Origin of the sequence: Halarchaeum nitratireducens, assembly GCF_017874695.1 — an archaeon.
In the GTDB taxonomy this organism is placed as follows: Archaea; Halobacteriota; Halobacteria; order Halobacteriales; family Halobacteriaceae; genus Halarchaeum; species Halarchaeum nitratireducens.
This window is the reverse complement of the sequence record NZ_JAGIKY010000002.1, coordinates 112,184-131,357: the sequence shown is the minus strand read 5'-3', so window position 1 is coordinate 131,357 and position 19,174 is coordinate 112,184. Positions and strand designations below refer to the sequence as shown.

Here is a 19,174-nt window from a genome sequence, read left to right as displayed (position 1 = left end):
CGATCCGGTACGGATAACGGTTCGGACGCGGCACCCCCTCAGTCCCCGCGAACGCGCGCGGACTGGTCGGTGAGGCCGCCGAGGAGCATGAGGAGGCCGGCGACGAGGCCGAAGTAGGCGAGCGGCACGAGCGTCGGCGCGGTACCGAGGAGTACCGCGCCCGTCACCATGAGGGCGGTGCCGGCGACGAGGAGTTTGAACTCGAAGGCGGTCGCGTCGTCCATGCCGACGTGTCCGCACGCCGAGTCGAAAAGCCTGTGGCGCTACTCCCGGCCGAGCGCCGTCGCGACTGCGGGCGCGGCCGAGGCCTCGCTGACGGCGCGCTCGATAGTGTCGGTGGCGACGACGGCGTCGACGCCGGCCTTCGAGAGTTTCGTGCGCGCGTTCGCGGCGAGCAGCGGGTGAACGCACGCGACGAACACGCGACGCGGATCGTCGAGCAGGCCGATCGCCTCGCTCATCGTGGAGCCGGTGGCGACGATGTCGTCGACGACGACGACGTCGCGGCCGGACACGTCGGTCTCGCTCGGCGTGATCTCGACGTCCGTCCCCGAGTGGCGCACCTTCTCGAAGAAGTCGGCGTCCCCCGGCCCGTAGGCGTCCCGGACCGATTCGGCGAGCGGCAACGCGGAGGCGTCGGGCGCGAGGAAGACCGGATCGTGGAGGTCCTCGGGGAGCGGGTCGGCGAGGTGCGGGGTGGCGTCGACGTTCGTCGTCGGCACGTCGAAGAACTCTCCGACGGCGGGTTCGTGGACGTTCACGGTGTAAACGGCGTCGGTGCCCGTCGAGATCGCGCGCGCCATCGCGCGGGCGGAGACCGGTTCACCGGGTTCGAACGCCTCGTCCTGTCTCGCGTAGCCCATGTAGGGGACGACGGTGACGACGCGGTCGGCGCCGGCCTCGCGGACGGCGTCCTGCAACTGGAGGAGTTCGACGAACGAGCCGTCGTCGACGGTGGAGGCGACGACGACGGCGCGGCCCTCGACGGGCGGGACGCGGACGATCCGCTCGCCGTCCGGGAACGACTCGTACTCGACGCGCGCGAGCTCCTCGCCGAGCTCGGCGGCGAGCGCGGCGGCGAGGCCCTGCGAGGCGGAGCCACTGACGATCATGGCTGTACGGTGTAGTAGCGCGGGGTTAGGCGTTTCCGTCCGGGGTCAGCGCTCGTCCGCGACGGCGGCGACGGCGGCCACGCCGGGGAGTCCGATCGTCCGGGTGCGCCAGCCGTGGCCGGCGTCGACGGCGACCGTCCCCGTGGAGTCGACGGCGTAGAGCGCGCCCGCGCCGTAGTCGACGTCCGCGAGATCGGTGAGGGGACACGCGCGTTCGCGCCAGCCGTCGCCGTCGTGCTCGTACAGGGTGTCGTCGACGATCGCGGCGGCGTGATCGGCGCGGGCGGCGACGGCCGTCGCGCGGCCGTCGCGCTCGGCGAGCCAGCCGTTACCGAGCCGATAGGCGCCGTCGTCGGTGGCGGCCCACGGACCGGCGCCGGAGACGTCGTTCACGTCGTCCAATCCGGCGTGTACCACGTCGTCGTCGGTGACTCGATAGACGCCGTCGACGGTGGCGAGGAGCGAGCCGTCGGCGCGCCGGGCCTCGGGGGCGATCCCGCAGTCGTCCCACACGTCGCCGTCGCGGGCGGCGACGCGGCCCTCGGGCCCGGTAGCGAGGAGCGTGTCGTCGTCGTAGCCCACGGCGACGGCGTCGCCGAAGCCGGTCTCGGTGAACGTGGGATCGCCGCCGACGGCGTTCCGGCCGGCGTCGGTGGTCCGGACGTCTTCGCGGTCGGCGACGGCCGCTGTCCCGTCCGAGACGGCGACGTCGCGCACTTCAGTGGTGGTGAGGAGGGCGAACTCGCCGATCTGGTCGCCGGAGATCGCGACGGCGGCGAGGCCGCGATCGGTACCGACGAGCAGGGTCTCGGTGCCGGTCTGCTCGGCGTAGACGCGTTTCTCGTCGATGCTGATGTCGTGGTCGCTCATGCGTGAAGAAGTGAGTGCGGGGGCGGAAAGGGTTGCGCACGGAGCGCGGTTCCGAGCGACGCGAGGAACCGCGGGACCGCGAACGCGAGCGGGGAGGAACGACCCGTGAGACGCGCGCCGTCGTCCTGTGCGGACCGCACGGTACTTCACGTCGCCGCTCCGAGTGGCGAGTATGCGACGACGTCGGTACCTCGCGGCGGCGGCGACCGGTCTCGCGGGCGCGCTCGCTGGCTGTAACGGCCTCGGTCTCGGGGTTCTCGGGCCGTCCGGCGAGTGGAAGCTCCGCGCGATGCCGGCGGATCCGGAGGCGAGCGACTACACGTGCACCTTGGAGGAGTCGTTCGTCACCGCGCACCCGAACTTGGAGACCGCGCTCTCGCGGGCGGCGGACGGCGAGCGCGGGTCGTGGTCCGATCCGGTGTATCTCGACGCGGAGACCGGCAACGAACTCGGCGCGGACATGGCCGACTACTGTAAGGGAGGCTTCCGGGGCGTCTACTTCTACGACGGCGACGCGTTCTTTGTGAGCCTGATCGACCGCAAGCCGGGCAACAGGAAGGGCCACGACCACTAGGGAAACGGCTTTGGGACGGCCGCCGTCAGGTGAGGTATGCAGGTGTTCGGGTCGAGCGGGACGCGCGGCGTCGCCAACGAGGAGCTGACGCCGGCGTTCGCGCTCCGGGTCGCGAGGGCGGTTGGGACCGTCCGCGAGGAGTCGCGCTTCGCCGTCGGGCGCGACACCCGGTTGACGGGACGGATGTTGGAGAACGCGGTGGCGTCGGGGCTCGCGGCCGTCGGCGCGGACGTCGATCGCCTCGGCGTCGTCCCGACGCCCGGGGTGCAAGCGTACGCGGCCGACGAGGGCGTCCCGGCGGTAATGGTGACGGCGTCGCACAACCCGGCCGCGTACAACGGGCTGAAGCTCGTCGGTCCGGACGGCGTCGAACTCCCCGTGGAGGCCCTCGAACGGATCGAAGAGGCGCTCCTCGGCGAGGCGTTCGAGGCCGTCGCGTGGGACCGCACCGGTACGGACCGGGCGGTCGACGGCGCGAATCGGCGGTACGTCGAGCTGGTACTCGAATCCGTCGAGCGCGAGCGGATCGCGGACGCGGAGCTGACGGTCGCGCTCGATCCCGGCCACGGCGCGGGCGCGCTGACGAGCCCCGACGTCTACCGCGAGCTCGGCTGTCGCGTCGTCACGGTGAACGCCCAGCCGGACGGCCACTTCCCGGGGCGCGATCCCGAGCCCGTCCCGGAGAACCTCGACGCGCTCGGACGGCTCGTGCGCGCGAGCGACGCGGACGTCGGCATCGCCCACGACGGGGACGGCGATCGTGCGGTCTTCTACGACGAGCGCGGCGAGCCGATCGACGGGAGCGCGTCGTTCGCGGCGCTCGCCGCCGCCGAGGTGGAAGCGGGCGACACCGTCGTCTCCGCGGTGAACGTCAGCCAGCGTCTCGTCGACGTCTGTGAGGCCGCGAACGCGGAGCTCGACCTGACGCCGATCGGCTCGACGCGCATCATGACGCGGATCGGCCAGCTCGAAGCCGAGGGCGAGCGCGTACCGATCGCGGGCGAGGGGAACGGCGGCGTGATCTTCCCGGGGTACCGGATCAGCCGCGACGGGGCGTACATCGGCGCGCGCTTCCTCGAACTGCTCGCGGACGGAGCAGCGGCGAGCGACGTCGTCGCGCCCTACGACGACTACGCGAACGTCCGCGTGAACGTCGAGTACGACGGCGAGGCGGAACGGGAGGCGCTGCTCGCGGCCGCGGAGGCGTACGCCGACGCGGCGACCGCCGACGACGGCGCCGGACTCACGACCATCGACGGACACCGCCTCGACTACGGCGACGCGTGGGTGCTCGCGCGCCCGTCGGGGACGGAGCCGGTCGTGCGCGTCTACGCGGAGGCGCGTACCGAGGCGCGCGCCGGCGAGCTCGCCGACGACCTCGCGGCGGCGCTCCGGGCGGCGATCGAGTAGCGAGCCGCGACAATTAGGCGTCTTCGAGCGCCGCGGCGAGGCGCTCGCGGGCGTCGCGGGCGTCTTCGAGCGCCGCGGCGACCGTCCCGTTGGCGACGCGCTCGCGTTCGGCGTCGTCGAGTTCCGCGCGGGCGAGCGCGGCCTCGCGGAGCCGCTCGTAGCGCTCGGTGCGGGCGAGCGCGGTCACGGTCCGGAGACGGTCGATCGCCGTATCGGCGTCGAGTCGCGCGAGCGCGGAGACGAGCTCGTTCGCTCGGTAGCGCAGGACGTCCGCGGGGTCGGGCGGCCAGCCGAGCGTCAGGAAGCCGCCGTCGAGACGCTGGAGGAAGGACCGGTTCGCGCCAACGACGCGCTTGAGCGCCGCGGGGTCGTCGACGTAGTGTTCGAGCTTCGAGAGCGACTCGTCGCCGTGGTCGAGGAGCGTCGGGACGGGTTCGTCGCCGGCGTCGTGCTCGCGGACGTACGTGAGGAGGGCGGGCGGGACGGTCGGCGCGTCGACGAGCGGGAACGCCGTGAGCGCGTCGAGCCACCCGAGGACGTCGCGCGCGGACCGCTGAGCGAGGGCGTCCTCGACGGCGGTCCGCGCCGCCGTGTCGTAGGCCTCGACGGGGTCGCGGAGGTCGGCGACCGGGGCGTCGAGGTCGGCGTCGGCGAGCCGGGCGACGCGTTCGAGGCGGGCGATCTCGTCGTCGAGCGCGTCGAGTCGGTCCTCGGCGTCGTAGCGGACGGCGCGATAGGCGTCGCGCGCGGCCTCGCGTTCGTCGAGGCGATCGGTGAGGTCGGTGACGGGGTCGAGGGCGTCGCGGGCGCGCTCGAAGTCCGACTCGGTGACGCGGCGCTTGTCGAGCGCGTCGTCGTAGTCGTCGAAGGCGTCGGCGCGCGGGAGGTCGTCGTCGACGCGCTCGACGAGTTCGGCGACCTTCCCCTCGAACTCGATGTACGACTGGAAGTCGCCGGAGCCGGTCGCCGAGTCCTCGTACCGCCGGAGGAGGGCGAGCGCGTCCGCGCGGTGCTCGCGGAGGCGTTCGAGGGTGTCGGTGCCGTACTCGTCGACGGCGGCTTCGGCGTCGGTGCGGCGCTCGCGGGCGTCGCGGAGGCGCGCGAGCAGTCCCGAGACGTCGGCGGGGTCGTCGCTCGTGGCGCCGGCCATCGTCACTCGTAGACGTCGTCGGGGTCGAAGACGCGTTCGCCGACGGTCTCGCCCTCGACGGTGCGGTAGAAGCAGGAACGATGACCGGTGTGGCACGCCCCGCCGGTCTGCTCGACGACGTAGAGGAGCGCGTCGCCGTCGCAGTCGACGCGGACCTCCTCGATCGATTGAGTGTGCCCGCTCGTCGCGCCCTTCTCCCAGAGTTCCTCGCGCGAGCGCGAATAGTAGTGCGCGACCCCCGTCTCGACGGTGCGTTCGAGGGCGTCGCGGTTCGCGTACGCCAGCATCAGAACGTCGCCGGTCTCGGCGTCCTGCGCGACGGCTGGTACGAGGCCGTCGTCCCCGAAGTCGAGGTCCACGCCGAAGCCGCTCTCGCTCTCGCTCATACCGGAGCATACCGGCGGGCGTGGATAGGTCTTCTGTCGCGCCCGTCGGGGAGTCGGGGGCTACGCGACGCGTTCGCGAGCCTCTGCGAGCGTGAAGTTCCCCTCGTAGAGCGCGGTGCCGACGACGACGGCGGCCGCGCCCGCCTCTCGAAGCGCCGTGATGTCGTCGAGGGCGGCGACGCCGCCGGAGGCGACGACCGGGATGTCGACGGCGTCGACGACGCGGGAGACGACGTCGGTGCGGACGCCGGTCTGCTGGCCCTCGACGTCGACGTCCGTGAAGAGGACGCCCGAGGCGCCGACGGTTTCGAACTCGGCGGCGGCCGCCGCGGGGTCGAGGCCGGTCCCCTCAGTCCAGCCGGAGACGACGACTTCGCCGTCCTTGGCGTCGAGGCTGACGAGCGTGCTGTCGTCGTAGGCGTCCGCGATCTCGCCGACCAGCTCGGGGTTCTCGACGGCGGCCGTCCCGAGGATGACGCGATCGACGCCGATTTCGAGGAGGTCGCGCGCGTCGGCGAACGACCGGATGCCGCCGCCGACTTGGACGTCCGCGTCGTCGCCCACGGCCTCGACGACGGCGCCGATCGCGTCCTCGTTCTCGCGTGCGCCCTCGAAGGCGCCGTCGAGGTCGACGAGGTGGATCGTCTCCGCGCCGGCCGCAAGCCAGTCCTCGGCGGCCGCGACGGGGTCGCCGTAGCGCTTGCCCGTTCCGCGTTCGCCCTGTACCAACTGGACGACTTCGCCGTCCTGTACGTCGACCGCGGGGACGACCTCGAACGTCTCGAACATACTCCGAGTGCGAGGGCGACGGGCAAAAGCGTCCGCGTTCGGGAGCGAGCGACGGGGCCCGACGGAGGCCGTGCCGGCGGCCGACTCGTCGGCGCCCGCCGCCTGCGATCACCGGGTTCAAACCGGGTGCGGGCGTAGCCCGAGGCGATGGTCTCGGCTCTCCTCGCCGTCGGCGTGCTCGTCGCGGCGTTCGTCGGCTACAACATCGGCGGGTCCTCGACGGGCGTCGCCTTCGGGCCGGCGGTCGGCTCGAAGGTCGTGACGAAACTCGGCGCGGCCGCGCTGATGGCCGTCTTCGCGCTCCTCGGCGGCTGGACGGTCGGCCGGAACGTCATCGACACGATGGGCGGCGAGATCGTCCCGAGTTCCGAGTTCACCCTCCCGGCGTCGGTCGCGGTCCTCTTCTTCGTCGGCGCCGCGCTCCTCGTCTCGAATCGCTACGGCGTCCCGGCGTCGACGTCGATGACCGCGGTCGGCTCGATCGCCGGCCTCGGCGCCGCGACCGGCACCCTCCAGATGGCGACGATGGGACGGATCGTCTCCGCGTGGGTCGTCGCGCCCGTCCTCGCCTTCTGGCTCTGCGCGGTCGTCGGCCGCTACGCGTACCCCTATCTAGACGCCTTCTTCCGGCTCGATGCGCCCGAGGACGGACTGCTCGTCTGGCGCGAGGTCGGCCCCGTCGGCTACCCGGTCGGCAGGAACGAGAGCGCGACGCCGCGGCAGTTCCTCGCGGCGTTCCTCGTCGTCGCGATCGGCTGTTACATGGCGTTCTCGGCGGGCGCGTCGAACGCCGCGAACGCCGTCGCGCCGCTCGTCGGCGGCGGCTACCTCTCCGCGAACGCGGGCGTCCTCCTCGCCGGCGCGGCGATCGCCGTCGGCGCGTTCACGATCGCCCGCCGGACGCTCGACACCGTCGGAAACGACCTCACGGACCTCCCGCTGCTCGCCGCGCTGATCGTCGAGGTCGTCTCCGCGTCGCTCATCACCGCCCTGTCGGTGCTCGGGATACCGGCGAGCCTCGCTGTCTCCGCGACGATGTGCATCGTCGGGCTCGGCTGGGGGCGGGCGACGCGGACCGTCCGCGCGAACGACGCGTTCAGCGGCGAGGGGCGCGCGCCGATCGCGGTGGGGTCGCTCGCCGCCGAACGGGCGGACACCCCGGGTGACGTCCCTCGGATCGGCGAGGAGGACCCCGACGAACTCGCCGCCGGGGACCTCTTTGACCCCGCCGCTGTCGGGCGGGTCGTGATCCTCTGGGTGCTCACGCCGTCGATCGCCGCGACGGCGTCGTTCGCGCTGTTCAGCCTCGCGGGGATCGTCGGCTGAGCGGACGTCCGTGTGCGAAACCGGCGGCGACTGCGTGAAAACAGCAAGGCCTTTCATTACGGGCGAAAAATCTCACCGTGATGCCAACCGTCGAATACCTGAACTACGAAGTCGTCAGCGACCAGGGCTGGGACATGGACGACGACGACCTCTTCGAGAAGGCCGCGGACGCCGGTCTCGACGAGGAGGACTACGGTGAGCTTGACGTACCGGAGGGCAGTTACATCCTCGAATCCGCCGAGGCGCAGGGCTACGACTGGCCGTTCTCCTGCCGCGCCGGTGCGTGTGCGAACTGCGCGTCCATCGTCAAGGAGGGCGAGATCGACATGGACATGCAGCAGATCCTCAGCGACGAGGAGGTCGAGGAGAAGAACGTGCGCCTGACCTGCATCGGGTCGCCGGCCACGGACGAGGTCAAGATCGTCTACAACGCGAAGCACCTCGACTACCTCCAGAACCGCGTCATCTAAACGACAGCGCAGAACGCACGTCTCACAAACGTGCCCTCAGCGCGGGGGCACATTCCTAGCGTACGCGCGATCGGTAGGGGAGTCTCGTTCGAGTGCGCGTGGAATCTCGAAAGAGAGCGATATCGCCGCGGGTCGCCACCCCAAGATTATGCGATAGCCGCCCCTAATCGGTTCGTATGCACTGGAGGCGGGTGGTCGGTCTCGGCGCGACCGGCGTGGTTCTCTTCGCGCTCGTCGGATCGAGTCTCCTCGGGACGGTCGCGGTCCTCGCCGTTCTGGTCGACTCCGGGATCGGTTTCTGCAGAGCCGTCGGCCCGGTGATCGAGCGGGTCGTTTTCAACACCTGCTCGACCGCCGGGCGTCGTCCGATCGTCACCGGCATCGTGGTGGCGTCGATCGGCGCCGTGTTCGCCGCCCGATTCCGACGGTGAGCGCTGGTGCCGTACTGCGGCACTCTGAACACGGGGTCTCGGCGGTGTCGTAGATGTCGCACGCACCTGGGACGGTCCGCCACGGGCTCGCGTCGGCATTCGGGTCGGCCCACCTCCCCTCGCACGCGATATCGTCCGGGTCGAACCAGACCCACCAGTCACCGTGCAGCGGCTGAGCCGCGAGCGATCGCGTTCTCATCCCACGTCTCGAACGCGGGGAACAGTCTCGAACCGGACGAGAACCGGCGGTCCGTCGACCGTTCGGATCTCCGTGTTCGACGGTCCGGTCTCATGGCTGGTCGCTCGTCGACTTCCGGGACGGCCGACACTCGCGGTCGGGGCACCTGTCTCCGCGGCGGCGGGAAGCCGTCGGCGATCCAGTGACGCCCGAGTGACAGGGCTCGGCATCCTGCACCGAGATACTGCGCCGTTCGGCTGTGGCTCGTGTATCTGACGGCCCTTCGACACGATCTCGGGATGGCACGTTCTAAGTGCCTTCAAAGTAACTCGCTACATAGGTATATGGAGTCCACCACCCTCGACGGGCGTTCGGTCTCGCTTCGAGCCGCTCTCCCATACGTCGGGTTCGGTGTCGCTCTCGTCTGTGTCGTCTTCTTCCCGATGCTCTTCGACGCGAGCTACCCCCGAATCCTCAACACGATCCTCCTCGTCGGGATCTGCGGGCTGGTGCTCCGGACCGCCATATCTCCGCTCCTGTCGTTCGAGCACGCGGACCCACCGGTCGCGGACGACGATCGGCCGGACGTGAGCGTGATCATTCCGGCCTACGACGAGGCCAGCGTTCTCGGGGACACGCTCGACGCGTGCCTCGACCTGGACTACCCGAAGGAGAAACTAGAGGTGATCGTCTGCTACGAGGCGTCGTGTACGGACGAGACTCCCGAGATCGCGGAGCGCGCTGCGGCGGAACACGACGTGATTCGCGCCGTGGAACGCGACGAACCCGGCGGGGGAAAGGCGGCGGCAGCGAACTACGCGCTACGATACGCCGAGGGATCGGTGATCGCGAGCATCGATGCGGACCACCGGTTCGAGCCGGACGCGCTCGACCGGGCGGTCCGGTGGTTCGACGATCCCGATGTCTGGTGCGTGAAAGGTCGGTGCTACGGCGATAATCCGGACGAGTCTCTCGTCGCCCTGCTCGCCACGGTCGAACGACACGTCACGGAGAAGGCGGAGCTGTTCGCGCGAGACGTGATGGGGGGGGGTTCACGATCTTCGGCGGCGGCCAGGCGTTCTTCCGGCAGGAGGTCTTCGACGAGTTCGGCGGATTCGACGAGGAGATCCTCATCGAAGACATCGATATGACCTCCCGCATCCACGAGTTCGGAAAGGAGATCCGGGTCGACCCCTCGATCATCACGTACGAGGAACACCCCACGTCCGTCCGAGGAATCTGGCACCAGCGGCTCCGGTGGTCGCGCGGATGGATGCAGGTTGCACGTCGATACCTGCCGACGCTCCCGTTCCAGCGGGACGTCTCGTCCCGGAAGAAGGCCGACGCGATTTACACGTACACGTACGCGATCGCGCCCGCGTTCTTCGTCTTGGGGGGGCCTCTGACCGTGGTCCATTGGAGTTCGACGTTCCACGCACGGACGTACTTCCCGAACGATAGCGTCTTCTGGACGGCGTTCACGATCGTTCCGATTCTGGCTGCTTCGCTCGTCTTCCTCCAGGACTGGCGTGACGGCCTCACCCACCATCGCCGGGAATATCTCGCGATGTTCGTTCTGCCGTTCTACTACTCCGTTCAGTCCGTCCTCTTCTTCGTCGCGTTCGTTCAGGAGTTCGTCCTCGAGCGCCCGAACGTCTACGTGAAGACCGACCGGTGATAGTCGACGAGAACGGACGGGTCGGTTTTCGAGCCGGGCGCATCCGGTCACGGGCCGATTAGTGGGCCAACCAACGACTCCCCATGCAAGCGAACGCGTGACGAGGTCGGGGCGCGGTAGGGAAGGACTCCCGAGCTCGCGCGAATGCGACGGGAAAGCGGACTGCGTCAGCGAACGCGGCCGGCGTCGAACGACGACGTTTCTCTTTCGGGACGCACCGCCACGTAGCCGCGCGTCGGCATCGACGGTCGGCGATCGATCGCCCGTCGCCGAAACTCCTTTGCCCCTCTCGCGCGCCGATCCGTTCGTGTACGCGTCCGTTCCCGACCTGCTCCGCTTGCTCGCCGTCCCCGCGTTCGCCTACGGTGCGTACCGGGACATCGAGACGCGTCGCGTCCCCGACCTGCTCTGGCCGCCGCTGCTCGTCCTCGGCGTGCTCTGCCTCGCGGTCGAGGGGTGGAACGCCGTCCACGCGCCCGACGCGTTCACCTTCCGGGCGTTCGCGCTCCGGACGGCCGTCAGCGTCCTGCTCGTCGGCGGCCTCGGCGCGTTCTTCTACGTCGTCCCCGTCGGCTTCGGCGGCGCGGACGCGAAGGCGCTCGTCGCCATCAGCGTCCTCCTCCCGACCTACCCGACGTACTACTTCGACGGGTTCGTCCTCCCGCACGTCCCGACGACGGTCCGCGTCTTCGCCCTCACCGTCCTCATGAACGCCCTCGTCCTCGGGATGGCGTACCCGCTCTACCTGCTCGTCTCGAACGCGGCGCGCGGCGACATCGCGACCGTGATGGCCGTCGGCAAGCGCGTCCCCGTCGAGCGCCTGCCCGTCGAGCACGGCAGCCTCCTTGAGGACCGCGAGGGCACGCGCCTCACCGGCGGCCTCGATCTCGACGCCCTGCGGATGTACTGTCGGTGGCGCGGCGTCACGCTCGCCGACCTCCGCGACGATCCCGGCCTGCGCGATCCCGGGACGCTCCCCGCGGAGCCGAACGACCCGACCGACGGGGTGGTGATGACGAGCGACGGGCGCGCGCGCACCGACGGCGGCGAGCGCGACGGACGCGGAGCGGGTGACGTCGTCGCGGGCGACGGCGACCCGTGGGGCGCGGCGGCGTTCCTCGACGACATCGAGGGCTCCGCGTACGGGACGTCGCCCGCCTCGCTCCGCGAGGGCCTCGACGTCGTCACCGAGCGCGAGGCCGTCTGGATCACCCCCGGGACGCCCTTCTTCGTCACGCTCTGTCTCGGCCTGATCGTCGCGTTCACCTACGGCGATCTCCTCTTCGCCGCCCTCGGCGCGCTCGGGTTGGTGTAGGCGAACGCAACGGCCTTGAGCGACGCGCGAGAAGGACGGCGTATGAGCACGCGTACGGGCGCGGCGTCCCGCTCGACCGCCGAGACCGACATCGACGTCACCGTCGACCTCGACGGCGACGGCGAGAGCACGGCGGAGACCGGTATCGGCTTCTTCGATCACATGCTCGAATCGTTCGCCAAGCACGGCCTCTTCGACCTCACGGTGCGCTGCGACGGCGACCTCCACATCGACGACCACCACACGGTCGAGGACGTCGCCATCGTCCTCGGGGAGGCGGTGAACGAGGCGCTCGGGGAGAAGCGCGGCATCGTCCGCTACGCCGACCGAAGGGTCCCCCTCGACGAGGCGGTCGGAAGCGTCGTCCTCGACGTCTCCGGGCGCCCCTACTACGAGTTCGAGGGGGAGTTCAGCCAGGAGCGCATCGGCGACTTCTCCAGCGTGATGGCCGCCCACTTCTTCCACTCCTTCGCCGAGCACGCCGGCCTCACGCTCCACTGCGCGATCGACGGGGAGAACGCCCACCACGAGGTCGAGGCGCTCTTCAAGGCGAACGCCCGCGCGCTCGACGACGCGACGCGACTCGACGAGCGCCGCAGCGACACGCCGAGCACGAAGGGCGAGCTCTGAGTCAGGGCGTCCGCACGCCCTCGGGCGTCTCCTCGAGATGCCCGTTCTCGACGGCGGCGTCCACGGCCGCGTCCACCTCGGCGCGCGAGAGGTCGTAGGCGCCGTCGGCGAGGTCCGCGAGGGCCGCGCGCGTCATCGCGCCCGGGCGATTGCGCAGGAGACGGACGAGTTGGGCGTACCCCTCCGGGCGATCCGGGCCGGTATCCGTTTCGCCGTCTACCTCGGTTTCGTCTCCATCGGCCGCGTCAGCGTCGCTGTTTGCCGCGTCAGCGTCACCGTCGGTCGCGTCGGGATTACTGTCGGTCGCAGCGACGGTGCCGTCGGTCGTGACGTCGCGGCCGGGATTGCCGTCGGCCGCGTCGGCGTCGCCGTCGGCCGCGTCGTCGGCCGTCTCGTCCGCGTCGAGTTCGACGTCGGGGACCGCGGGTTCGACGGTGACGGCCGGAGAGTGGTCGTGCTCGGCGTGGTCGTGGCCGTCGAGGGCGTCGAGCAGCGGGTCGACGACGCCCGCGAGGGTGTCCCGGCAGGCCGTACAGAGGACGAGGCGGCGCGCACCGCTTGGAACGGTATCGGGGACGACCTCGTAGACGCCGTCGGCGGGTTCCTCGCAGAAGTCACAGCGGTCGAGTTCGCGCATACGCGACGCGTCGGGTGCGAGGGACTTAGGTGGTGCGTGCCGCGGATAGCCGCGAACGCGGCCGGCACGCTGACGTTTTTGCGAACGGCGATCCGAGGAGCGCGTATGTCCGACATCCCCGAGACGATGGACGCACAGGTGATCCGCGAGCACGGCGACCCGGAGGTCTTCGAGTCGGCCACGCTCGACGTCCCCGAGGTCGACGCGAACGAGGTGCTAGTCGAGGTGGCGGCGACGAGCGTCAACCCCGTGGACACGAAGATCCGCAGCGGGTTCGCGAGCGGCCTCTGCCCGGATTTCCCCGCCGTCCTGCACGGTGACCTCGCCGGGGAAGTGGTCGCGGTCGGCGATGGCGTCGACGAGTTAGCTGTCGGCGACGAGGTGTACGGCTGTCCGGGCGGCCTCGCGGGCACGACGGGTGCGCTCGCCGAGTACGCGGCCGCGGACGCCGCGACGCTCGCGCACAAGCCCGACTCGCTCTCGATGCGCGAAGCCGCCGCGCTCCCGCTCGTGACGATCACCGCGTGGGACGGCCTCGTGACGCGCGCAGACGTCTCGCCCGGCGAGTCCGTCCTCGTCCACGGCGGGACGGGTGGCGTGGGACACGTCGGCGTCCAGATAGCGAGCCTGGAGGGCGGCGTCGTCCACGCGACGGCCTCGACCGACGAGAAGCGCGCGCTCGCGGAGGAGCTCGGCGCGGACCACGCCTTCGACTATCGGCGCGACGTCGCGGACTACACCGACGAGTACACCGACGGCGAGGGGTTCGACGTCGTCTTCGACACGGTCGGCGCGGGCGCGGACAACCTCGGGAACGACTTCGCCGCCGCGGGCGTGAAAGGGCGCGTCGTCACCACCGTCTCGCGCGGCGAGGCCGACCTCGACCCCGTCCACTCGAAGGGGCTCAGCGTCGATACGGTGTTCATGCTCCTCCCGCTCATTCACGACGACCACGCCGGCCGCCTCCGCCACGGCGAGATCCTCGATCGCGTCGCCACGCTCGTCGACGAGGGCGATATCGTTCCCCACCTCGACGACACCGACTACGCCCTCGACGAGATCGGCGACGCCCACCGCCGCCTCGAAGCCGGCGAGCACGTCGGCAAGATCGCCGTCCGGGTGAAGGACTAAGCGCCTCGCAGACGCCCTCATCGGTATGCCCGAGTTCGATCCCGCGGAGACCGCGCTGATCGTCGTCGACATGCAGAACGGCTTCTGTGACCCCGACGGGAGCCTCTACGCGCCCCCGAGCGGCGACGCCATCGATCCCTGCGTCTCGCTCGCGACGCGCGCCCGCGAGGCCGGCGCGCGCGTCGTCTACACCCGCGACGTCCACCCCGAGGGGCAGTTCGAGGGGAACCACGCGTACGACGAGTTCGCGCGCTGGGGCGAGCACGTCGTCGAGGGGACGTGGGACGCCGAGCTCGTCGACGACCTCCCCGACCCCGATCACGTCGTGGAGAAGCACACGTACGACGCCTTCCACGAGACGGAACTGGAGGGGTATCTGGACGCGCACGGGATCGAAGACCTCGTCTTCTGCGGGACGCTCGCCAACGTCTGCGTCCTCCACACGGCCGCGAGCGCCGGCCTCCGCGACTATCGCACCGTCGTCGTCGAGGACGCGCTCGGCTACATCGAAGCGGACCACCGGGAGTACGCGACGGAGCACGCCGCGTGGCTGTTCGGCGAGACGACGACGCGCGACGCCGTGGGCTTCGACGCTTAGACGTCCTGGTCGGGCGGCGTCGTCACGTTCGCGCGCCCGACGACGTAGAGGGCGGCGACGAGCGCGAGCAAGAGCAGGGCGTACCCCGCGGCGGCGATCGTCGACTCGGTCGGCGTGCCGTAGTCACCGGAGTGGAAGCTGATGACCTTCCGCGCGACGGCGATGAGTCCCGCCGCGATGACGATGCGGATGACGCTCTGCTCTTGGGCGTACGCGACGACCGTCTGGAAGATCTCGACGATGATGAACAGGAGGAGGATCTCGTCGATGAGCCCGATGATCGCCGCGGTGTCCGTGATCGCGCCCGTGCGAACGAGCGTGACGATCTGGAGGAGGAAATCGAAGACGCCGATGCCGAAGAGACCGACGAGTACGAAGGCGGCCACGACTTCGAGATAGCGCATCAGCCGCTCGGAGACGTCGACGAACCCATCCACATCCGGTACGGTCGGCGTGTTCATCATCCGAGTCGTGGGGCCGGACGCATAAATCGGCACGCCCGAGCTCGCGGGTCGCGCGCGGCGTGGCGTGTCGTCAGCTTTAGGCGCGAGAGCGCCGACGCCCGGGTATGCGCGTGATACGCGACGCGACGCTCGCGGACGGCCGGGTCCGCGACGTCCGCCTCGACGGCGAGACGATCGACGCGGTCGGCGTAGACCTCGACGGGACGGTGCCCATCGACGCCGACGAACGCCTCCTCCTCCCCGGCGCGATCGACGCCCACGTCCACTTCCGCCAGCCCGGCGCGAGCCACAAGGAGACGTGGGCGACCGGCTCCCGGTCGGCCGCGGCGGGCGGCGTCACGACCGTCGTCGATCAACCGAACACCGATCCGCCCACGACGACGGGGGAGGCCTACGACGGGAAGGCGGCGTTCGCCGACGATTCGCTCGTCGACTACGGTCTCAACGGCGGCGTCACGGAGTCGTGGAATCCCGACTCGCTCTTCGAGCGCCCGCTGTTCGCGCTCGGCGAGGTCTTCCTCGCCGACTCGACGGGCGAGATGGGGATCGACGCCGACCTCTTCGCGGACGCCGTCGAGCGCGCCGCTACGGCGGGCGTCCCCGTCACCGTCCACGCGGAGGACGCGACGCTGTTCGACGAGAGCGTGCTGCCGCGCAGCACGGAGAACGCGAGCGGGGAGGACGACGATCCGCGAGCGGACGCGACGGCGCGCGATGACCCGGACGCGTGGAGCGCCTATCGGCGCGCGGAGGCCGAGATCGTCGCCGCCGAACGCACCGCCGAGGTCGCCGGGGAGGCGGACGCGCAGGTCCACCTCGCGCACACCTCGACGCCCGAGGCTGTCGACGTCGCCGCGGAGGCGGGCCTCACCTGCGAGGCGACGCCCCACCACCTCCTCCTCTCGCGCGACGACTACGACGAACTCGGGACGTTCGGGCGGATGAACCCGCCCCTGCGGAGCGAGAACCGCCGCGCGGAGCTGTTCGAGCGCCTCGTCGACGGGACGCTCGACATCGTGGCGACCGACCACGCGCCCCACACTCGCGCGGAGAAGGACGCGGACATCTGGAACGCGCCGTCGGGCGTGCCGGGCGTCGAGACGATGGTGCCGCTCCTCCTCGCCGCGACGCGGCGCACGGACCTCACGGTCGAGCGCGTGCGCGACGTCACCGCGCGGAACCCCGCGGAGCTGTTCGGCGTCGCCGGGAAGGGGCGGATCGCGCCAGGGTACGACGCCGACCTCGCGCTCTACGACACGACCGACGTGACCGAGATCGACGCCGACGCCCTCCACTCGAAGTGCACCTGGACGCCGTTCGCGGGCTTCGAGGGCGTCTTCCCCGTCTGGACGATGCGGCGCGGCGAGCGCGTGTGGGACGCGCCCGAGGAGGCGTTCGGGGAGCCGGGCGGGACGAACGTTCGCCGTCGGTCGCCGTAGCGCGCGACGGGGCGCGGGCGGGGCCGACGGAACCGACGCAGGCCCGAACGTTCAACCGACGGCCGACCGACTGATCGGTATGCCCGACTCGACGCTCGACGCCGCCCGTCGGACGGCGCTGGAGACGATCGCGGTCGTCCGGGATCGGAACCTCACGTTCGTCGCGGGCGCGATCGCGTACGCGGCGTTCGTCTCGCTCGTGCCGCTGCTCGTGCTCGTCTTCGCGCTCGCGGCGGCGCTCCGCGGTCCGGCGACCGCGGACGCCGTCGTCGCCGCCCTGCAGGGGTTCCTCTCGCCGAACGCCGCCGACCTCCTCCGCGGCGCGCTGACGAACCGCACCGGCGCGTTCGGCACGTCGGTGCTCGGCGTCGTCCTGCTCGGGTGGAGCGCGCTGAAGGTCTTCCGCGGGCTGAACACGGCGTTCGCGGTCGTCTACGGCGAGGACGACGCCGGGCTCGTCGGCGCGGTTCGGGACGGCCTCGTCGCGCTCGGCTGTCTCGCCGTCGCCGCGGTCGGCCTCGTCGGCGTCGGCGCGGCGCTCGCGCTCGTCGTCGATCAGGTCGTACTCGACCTTCTCGGGCCGCTCCTCTTGCTCGTCGGACTGACGGTGGCGTTCCTGCCGCTCTACTACGTGCTACCCGGCGCGGCGGTGACGCCCCGCGAAGCCCTTCCCGGGGCGTTCGTCGCCGCGACCGGGTGGCTCGCGTTCGGCGCGCTCTTCCGTGCGTACGTGGCCTACGCCGGCGACAGTCAGGCCTACGGCGTCCTCGGCGGCGTCATGCTACTGCTCACGTGGCTCTACGTCGCCGCGCTCGTGGTGCTCGTCGGCGCCGTCGTGAACGCCGTGTCCGGGGGGCGACTGGTCGACGACGGGGGGAGCGCGGTCGGCGACGACTGACGCTCAGTCGCCGGCCTCGCTCATCTCGTGGCCGCAGTTCGGACACGTGGCCTCCGAGTGGCGGAGTTCGTCGCTGGCCTCGCGGACGTCGCGCATCACCTCGGAGATGCGATCCTCGGCGTCGAGCTCCTCCTCGACGGAGAGTTCGACCCCCTCGACTTCGAGGAGGAACTTCGCCACCTCCGTCGACTCGTACATCAGGTCGTCGAGCTCGTCCGCGGTGAAGAAGTCGCTCATCGCGCCGTAGAGGAACGTCGCGCCCGCCTTCGTCACCTTGTCCTCGAACGCCGAGCGGGCCTGATTCACCGCTTGGGGCGTGTAGGTGTCCGTCATGAACGGAACGAGCTCGGGGAGGTTCTCGCCGATCTTCGTCATCTCGACGCCCGTCTCCGTGCGGAAGTCCGCGCACAAGCGCGCGATCGCCCACTCGCGGGCCGTGACGTAGGTCCGCTCGCGGAGGAAGTCGTTAACGCGCTCGTACTGTGCGCCGTCGACCTTCTTGAATCGATCGTACTTCCGGACGTCGTCCGGGACGCCGGGCGTCGGCTCGTCCGCACCGCCCGCGGTCGCCGCCGCGTCCGTGGCGTCGTCGTCCGCCGTCGCGTCGATCCCGTCGGCGTCGCCCTGCTCGGTCATACCCGGCCTACCCGAGAAGCGGCCAAAAGCGTGTCGCCGGGCCTCGCAGCCGCTCCGGGGTTTCGACGCGCTTTTAGGTCGCGCAACCGGGAATACGCGTATGGCTACGTTCAACGTCGTGGTCGCCGACCCCGCGGAGGGGGCGGCGTACCCGATCGAGGTCGAAGGACAGGACGCGAATCGCTTCATCGGTCGGAATATCGGCGACGAGGTCGACGGTGACGCCGTTGGACTGACCGGCTGCACGCTCGAGATCACCGGCGGCTCCGACGAGGCCGGGCGCCCGATGCGCGGCGACGTCTCCGGGCCCGGCGTGGAGAGCGTCCTCGTCAAGACCGAGAGCGTCGGTTACAACCCCGAGCGCGACGGCGAGCGCCGCCGGATCAGCGTCCGCGGGAGCGAGGTCTCCGACGCGACCGTCCAGATCAACGCGAAGGTCACGGAGACCGGCGACGAGTCCGTCGCCTCCCTCCTCGGCGAGGAGGAGGACGCGGACGAAGCCGACGAGTAACGCGTCGAGTCGAACGCACGGCGCTTTTCTTCCGCGAGCGGGTAGGGGAGGTATGACCGACAGGTACACCGAGTTCCTCGCGGGCGAGCGCCACGAGGACGTCGCGCTCTACCTCACAGAGGACGTCGTCGAGAACGTCGGGTCGCTCGCAGACCGCGAGGACGCCGTCGCGTACGACGACGGCGTGGTCCTCGTCGTCGACGGGGAGAGGGGGCGCACCGTCTTCCAGAAGACGACGGGAATGGCGGCGATGGAGTTCGCACAGGAGGCGATGGGCGCGGACGGCCACGTCGATCGCGACCTCGCGGGCGGCGAGTGCCCCGAGGCGGGCGACGGCGAGACCCACGACGTCTCGTTCGTCTTCGCGTTCACCGAGGAGCGAAACGAGGAGGTCGGCGGCCTCTACGCCGAGGGCCCCGTCGTCCACGCCTACGCGCACTGCCAGTGCGGGGCGAGCTACTCGGAGCGCTGGCTCTGCGAGTGACGCGTCGTCGGATCACGGGGGTCTGAGCGGCGGGCCCCGAGAGCGACGCGGGCGCTA

General features: G+C 70.8%; 24 protein-coding genes. 15 read left to right on the top strand and 9 right to left on the bottom strand.

Annotation, left to right across the window (positions count from 1 at the left end; genetic code table 11):
- Positions 1–38 precede the first annotated feature (38 nt).
- From J2754_RS02720 to J2754_RS02710, 3 genes are read right to left on the bottom strand one after another with little or no spacing between them, the layout of a single operon-like run.
- Positions 39–224, bottom strand: a complete 186-nt coding sequence (locus tag J2754_RS02720; protein ID WP_188877536.1) for a hypothetical protein — start codon at positions 222–224, stop codon at positions 39–41.
- A gap of 39 nt (positions 225–263) precedes the next feature.
- Positions 264–1,112: a ribose-phosphate diphosphokinase gene (locus J2754_RS02715; protein WP_188877534.1), complete on the bottom strand. Its 849-nt coding sequence runs from the start codon at positions 1,110–1,112 to the stop codon at positions 264–266.
- A 45-nt stretch (positions 1,113–1,157) separates the two neighbouring features.
- Positions 1,158–1,982, bottom strand: a complete 825-nt coding sequence (locus tag J2754_RS02710) for an HVO_0234 family beta-propeller protein (RefSeq protein ID WP_211086623.1) — start codon at positions 1,980–1,982, stop codon at positions 1,158–1,160.
- Between the two features lie 172 nt (positions 1,983–2,154).
- Here J2754_RS02710 and J2754_RS02705 point away from each other — a divergent pair, with 172 nt between their 5' ends.
- The gene (locus tag J2754_RS02705) at positions 2,155–2,556 is read left to right on the top strand and encodes a hypothetical protein (RefSeq protein ID WP_211086622.1); all 402 of its coding nucleotides are present in this window, start codon (positions 2,155–2,157) and stop codon (positions 2,554–2,556) included.
- A 36-nt stretch (positions 2,557–2,592) separates the two neighbouring features.
- Positions 2,593–3,966, top strand: coding sequence for a phosphoglucosamine mutase (gene glmM, locus J2754_RS02700; protein WP_211086621.1), 1,374 nt, complete (start codon positions 2,593–2,595; stop codon positions 3,964–3,966).
- 13 nt (positions 3,967–3,979) lie between these two features.
- On the opposite strand, the gene J2754_RS02695 is transcribed toward glmM, so the two are convergent.
- From J2754_RS02695 to hisA, 3 genes are read right to left on the bottom strand one after another with little or no spacing between them, the layout of a single operon-like run.
- Positions 3,980–5,116, bottom strand: a complete 1,137-nt coding sequence (locus J2754_RS02695; RefSeq protein WP_211086620.1) for a DUF7118 family protein — start codon at positions 5,114–5,116, stop codon at positions 3,980–3,982.
- Between the two features lie 2 nt (positions 5,117–5,118).
- Positions 5,119–5,502 (bottom strand): phosphoribosyl-AMP cyclohydrolase, encoded by a 384-nt coding sequence (gene hisI, locus J2754_RS02690; protein ID WP_188877529.1) that lies wholly within the window; start codon positions 5,500–5,502, stop codon positions 5,119–5,121.
- 60 nt (positions 5,503–5,562) lie between these two features.
- A complete protein-coding gene (gene hisA, locus J2754_RS02685; RefSeq protein ID WP_188877528.1) occupies positions 5,563–6,291 on the bottom strand; it encodes a 1-(5-phosphoribosyl)-5-[(5-phosphoribosylamino)methylideneamino]imidazole-4-carboxamide isomerase in 729 nt (242 codons plus the stop codon).
- Positions 6,292–6,438: 147 nt separating this feature from the next.
- Between hisA and J2754_RS02680 the strand changes: the two genes are divergently transcribed.
- The 7 genes from J2754_RS02680 to hisB all read left to right on the top strand — a co-directional run bounded on the left by J2754_RS02680 (position 6,439) and on the right by hisB (position 12,319).
- Positions 6,439–7,617: an inorganic phosphate transporter gene (locus J2754_RS02680; RefSeq protein WP_211086619.1), complete on the top strand. Its 1,179-nt coding sequence runs from the start codon at positions 6,439–6,441 to the stop codon at positions 7,615–7,617.
- Positions 7,618–7,697: 80 nt separating this feature from the next.
- Positions 7,698–8,087, top strand: coding sequence for a ferredoxin Fer (gene fer, locus J2754_RS02675; RefSeq protein WP_188877526.1), 390 nt, complete (start codon positions 7,698–7,700; stop codon positions 8,085–8,087).
- Between the two features lie 176 nt (positions 8,088–8,263).
- Positions 8,264–8,518 (top strand): hypothetical protein, encoded by a 255-nt coding sequence (locus J2754_RS02670; protein ID WP_211086618.1) that lies wholly within the window; start codon positions 8,264–8,266, stop codon positions 8,516–8,518.
- Between the two features lie 621 nt (positions 8,519–9,139).
- Positions 9,140–9,847, top strand: coding sequence for a glycosyltransferase family 2 protein (locus J2754_RS16400; RefSeq protein WP_211086617.1), 708 nt, complete (start codon positions 9,140–9,142; stop codon positions 9,845–9,847).
- Positions 9,754–10,374, top strand: coding sequence for a glycosyltransferase family 2 protein (locus J2754_RS16395; RefSeq protein WP_211086717.1), 621 nt, complete (start codon positions 9,754–9,756; stop codon positions 10,372–10,374). The genes J2754_RS16400 and J2754_RS16395 overlap by 94 nt, the downstream gene beginning before the upstream one ends.
- A 307-nt stretch (positions 10,375–10,681) precedes the next feature.
- On the top strand, positions 10,682–11,689 hold the full coding sequence (locus J2754_RS02655) for an A24 family peptidase (protein WP_211086616.1): 1,008 nt from the start codon (positions 10,682–10,684) through the stop codon (positions 11,687–11,689).
- 42 nt (positions 11,690–11,731) lie between these two features.
- Positions 11,732–12,319 carry an imidazoleglycerol-phosphate dehydratase HisB gene (gene hisB / locus J2754_RS02650; RefSeq protein ID WP_188877524.1) on the top strand — a complete coding sequence of 196 codons (588 nt, stop codon included), beginning with the start codon at positions 11,732–11,734 and terminating at the stop codon, positions 12,317–12,319.
- Position 12,320: 1 nt separating this feature from the next.
- Here the strand turns inward: hisB and J2754_RS16390 are convergent, their stop codons facing one another.
- Positions 12,321–12,956: a hypothetical protein gene (locus J2754_RS16390; protein ID WP_188877523.1), complete on the bottom strand. Its 636-nt coding sequence runs from the start codon at positions 12,954–12,956 to the stop codon at positions 12,321–12,323.
- Positions 12,957–13,061: 105 nt separating this feature from the next.
- Here J2754_RS16390 and J2754_RS02640 point away from each other — a divergent pair, with 105 nt between their 5' ends.
- Together J2754_RS02640 and J2754_RS02635 are read left to right on the top strand one after the other, a co-directional pair.
- The gene (locus tag J2754_RS02640) at positions 13,062–14,087 is read left to right on the top strand and encodes a zinc-binding dehydrogenase (protein ID WP_211086615.1); all 1,026 of its coding nucleotides are present in this window, start codon (positions 13,062–13,064) and stop codon (positions 14,085–14,087) included.
- A 25-nt stretch (positions 14,088–14,112) separates the two neighbouring features.
- Complete coding sequence (locus J2754_RS02635) at positions 14,113–14,685, top strand: cysteine hydrolase family protein (RefSeq protein WP_211086614.1); 573 nt, start codon at positions 14,113–14,115, stop codon at positions 14,683–14,685.
- On the opposite strand, the gene J2754_RS02630 is transcribed toward J2754_RS02635, so the two are convergent.
- Positions 14,682–15,146: a phosphate-starvation-inducible PsiE family protein gene (locus J2754_RS02630; protein WP_188877520.1), complete on the bottom strand. Its 465-nt coding sequence runs from the start codon at positions 15,144–15,146 to the stop codon at positions 14,682–14,684. The genes J2754_RS02635 and J2754_RS02630 overlap by 4 nt on opposite strands.
- A 107-nt stretch (positions 15,147–15,253) precedes the next feature.
- On the opposite strand from J2754_RS02630, the gene J2754_RS02625 reads away from it, so the two are divergent.
- Together J2754_RS02625 and J2754_RS02620 are read left to right on the top strand one after the other, a co-directional pair.
- Entirely contained in the window at positions 15,254–16,588 is a 1,335-nt protein-coding gene (locus J2754_RS02625; RefSeq protein WP_211086613.1) for a dihydroorotase, read from the top strand.
- A gap of 79 nt (positions 16,589–16,667) precedes the next feature.
- Positions 16,668–17,486, top strand: coding sequence for a YihY/virulence factor BrkB family protein (locus J2754_RS02620; protein WP_211086612.1), 819 nt, complete (start codon positions 16,668–16,670; stop codon positions 17,484–17,486).
- Between the two features lie 3 nt (positions 17,487–17,489).
- Here the strand turns inward: J2754_RS02620 and J2754_RS02615 are convergent, their stop codons facing one another.
- Positions 17,490–18,122, bottom strand: a complete 633-nt coding sequence (locus J2754_RS02615) for a DUF5806 family protein (RefSeq protein ID WP_211086611.1) — start codon at positions 18,120–18,122, stop codon at positions 17,490–17,492.
- A gap of 100 nt (positions 18,123–18,222) precedes the next feature.
- On the opposite strand from J2754_RS02615, the gene J2754_RS02610 reads away from it, so the two are divergent.
- Both J2754_RS02610 and J2754_RS02605 read left to right on the top strand, forming a co-directional pair.
- Complete coding sequence (locus J2754_RS02610; protein ID WP_211086610.1) at positions 18,223–18,633, top strand: 30S ribosomal protein S6e; 411 nt, start codon at positions 18,223–18,225, stop codon at positions 18,631–18,633.
- 52 nt (positions 18,634–18,685) lie between these two features.
- Positions 18,686–19,117: a DUF5807 family protein gene (locus tag J2754_RS02605; RefSeq protein WP_188877514.1), complete on the top strand. Its 432-nt coding sequence runs from the start codon at positions 18,686–18,688 to the stop codon at positions 19,115–19,117.
- Positions 19,118–19,174: the final 57 nt, after the last annotated feature.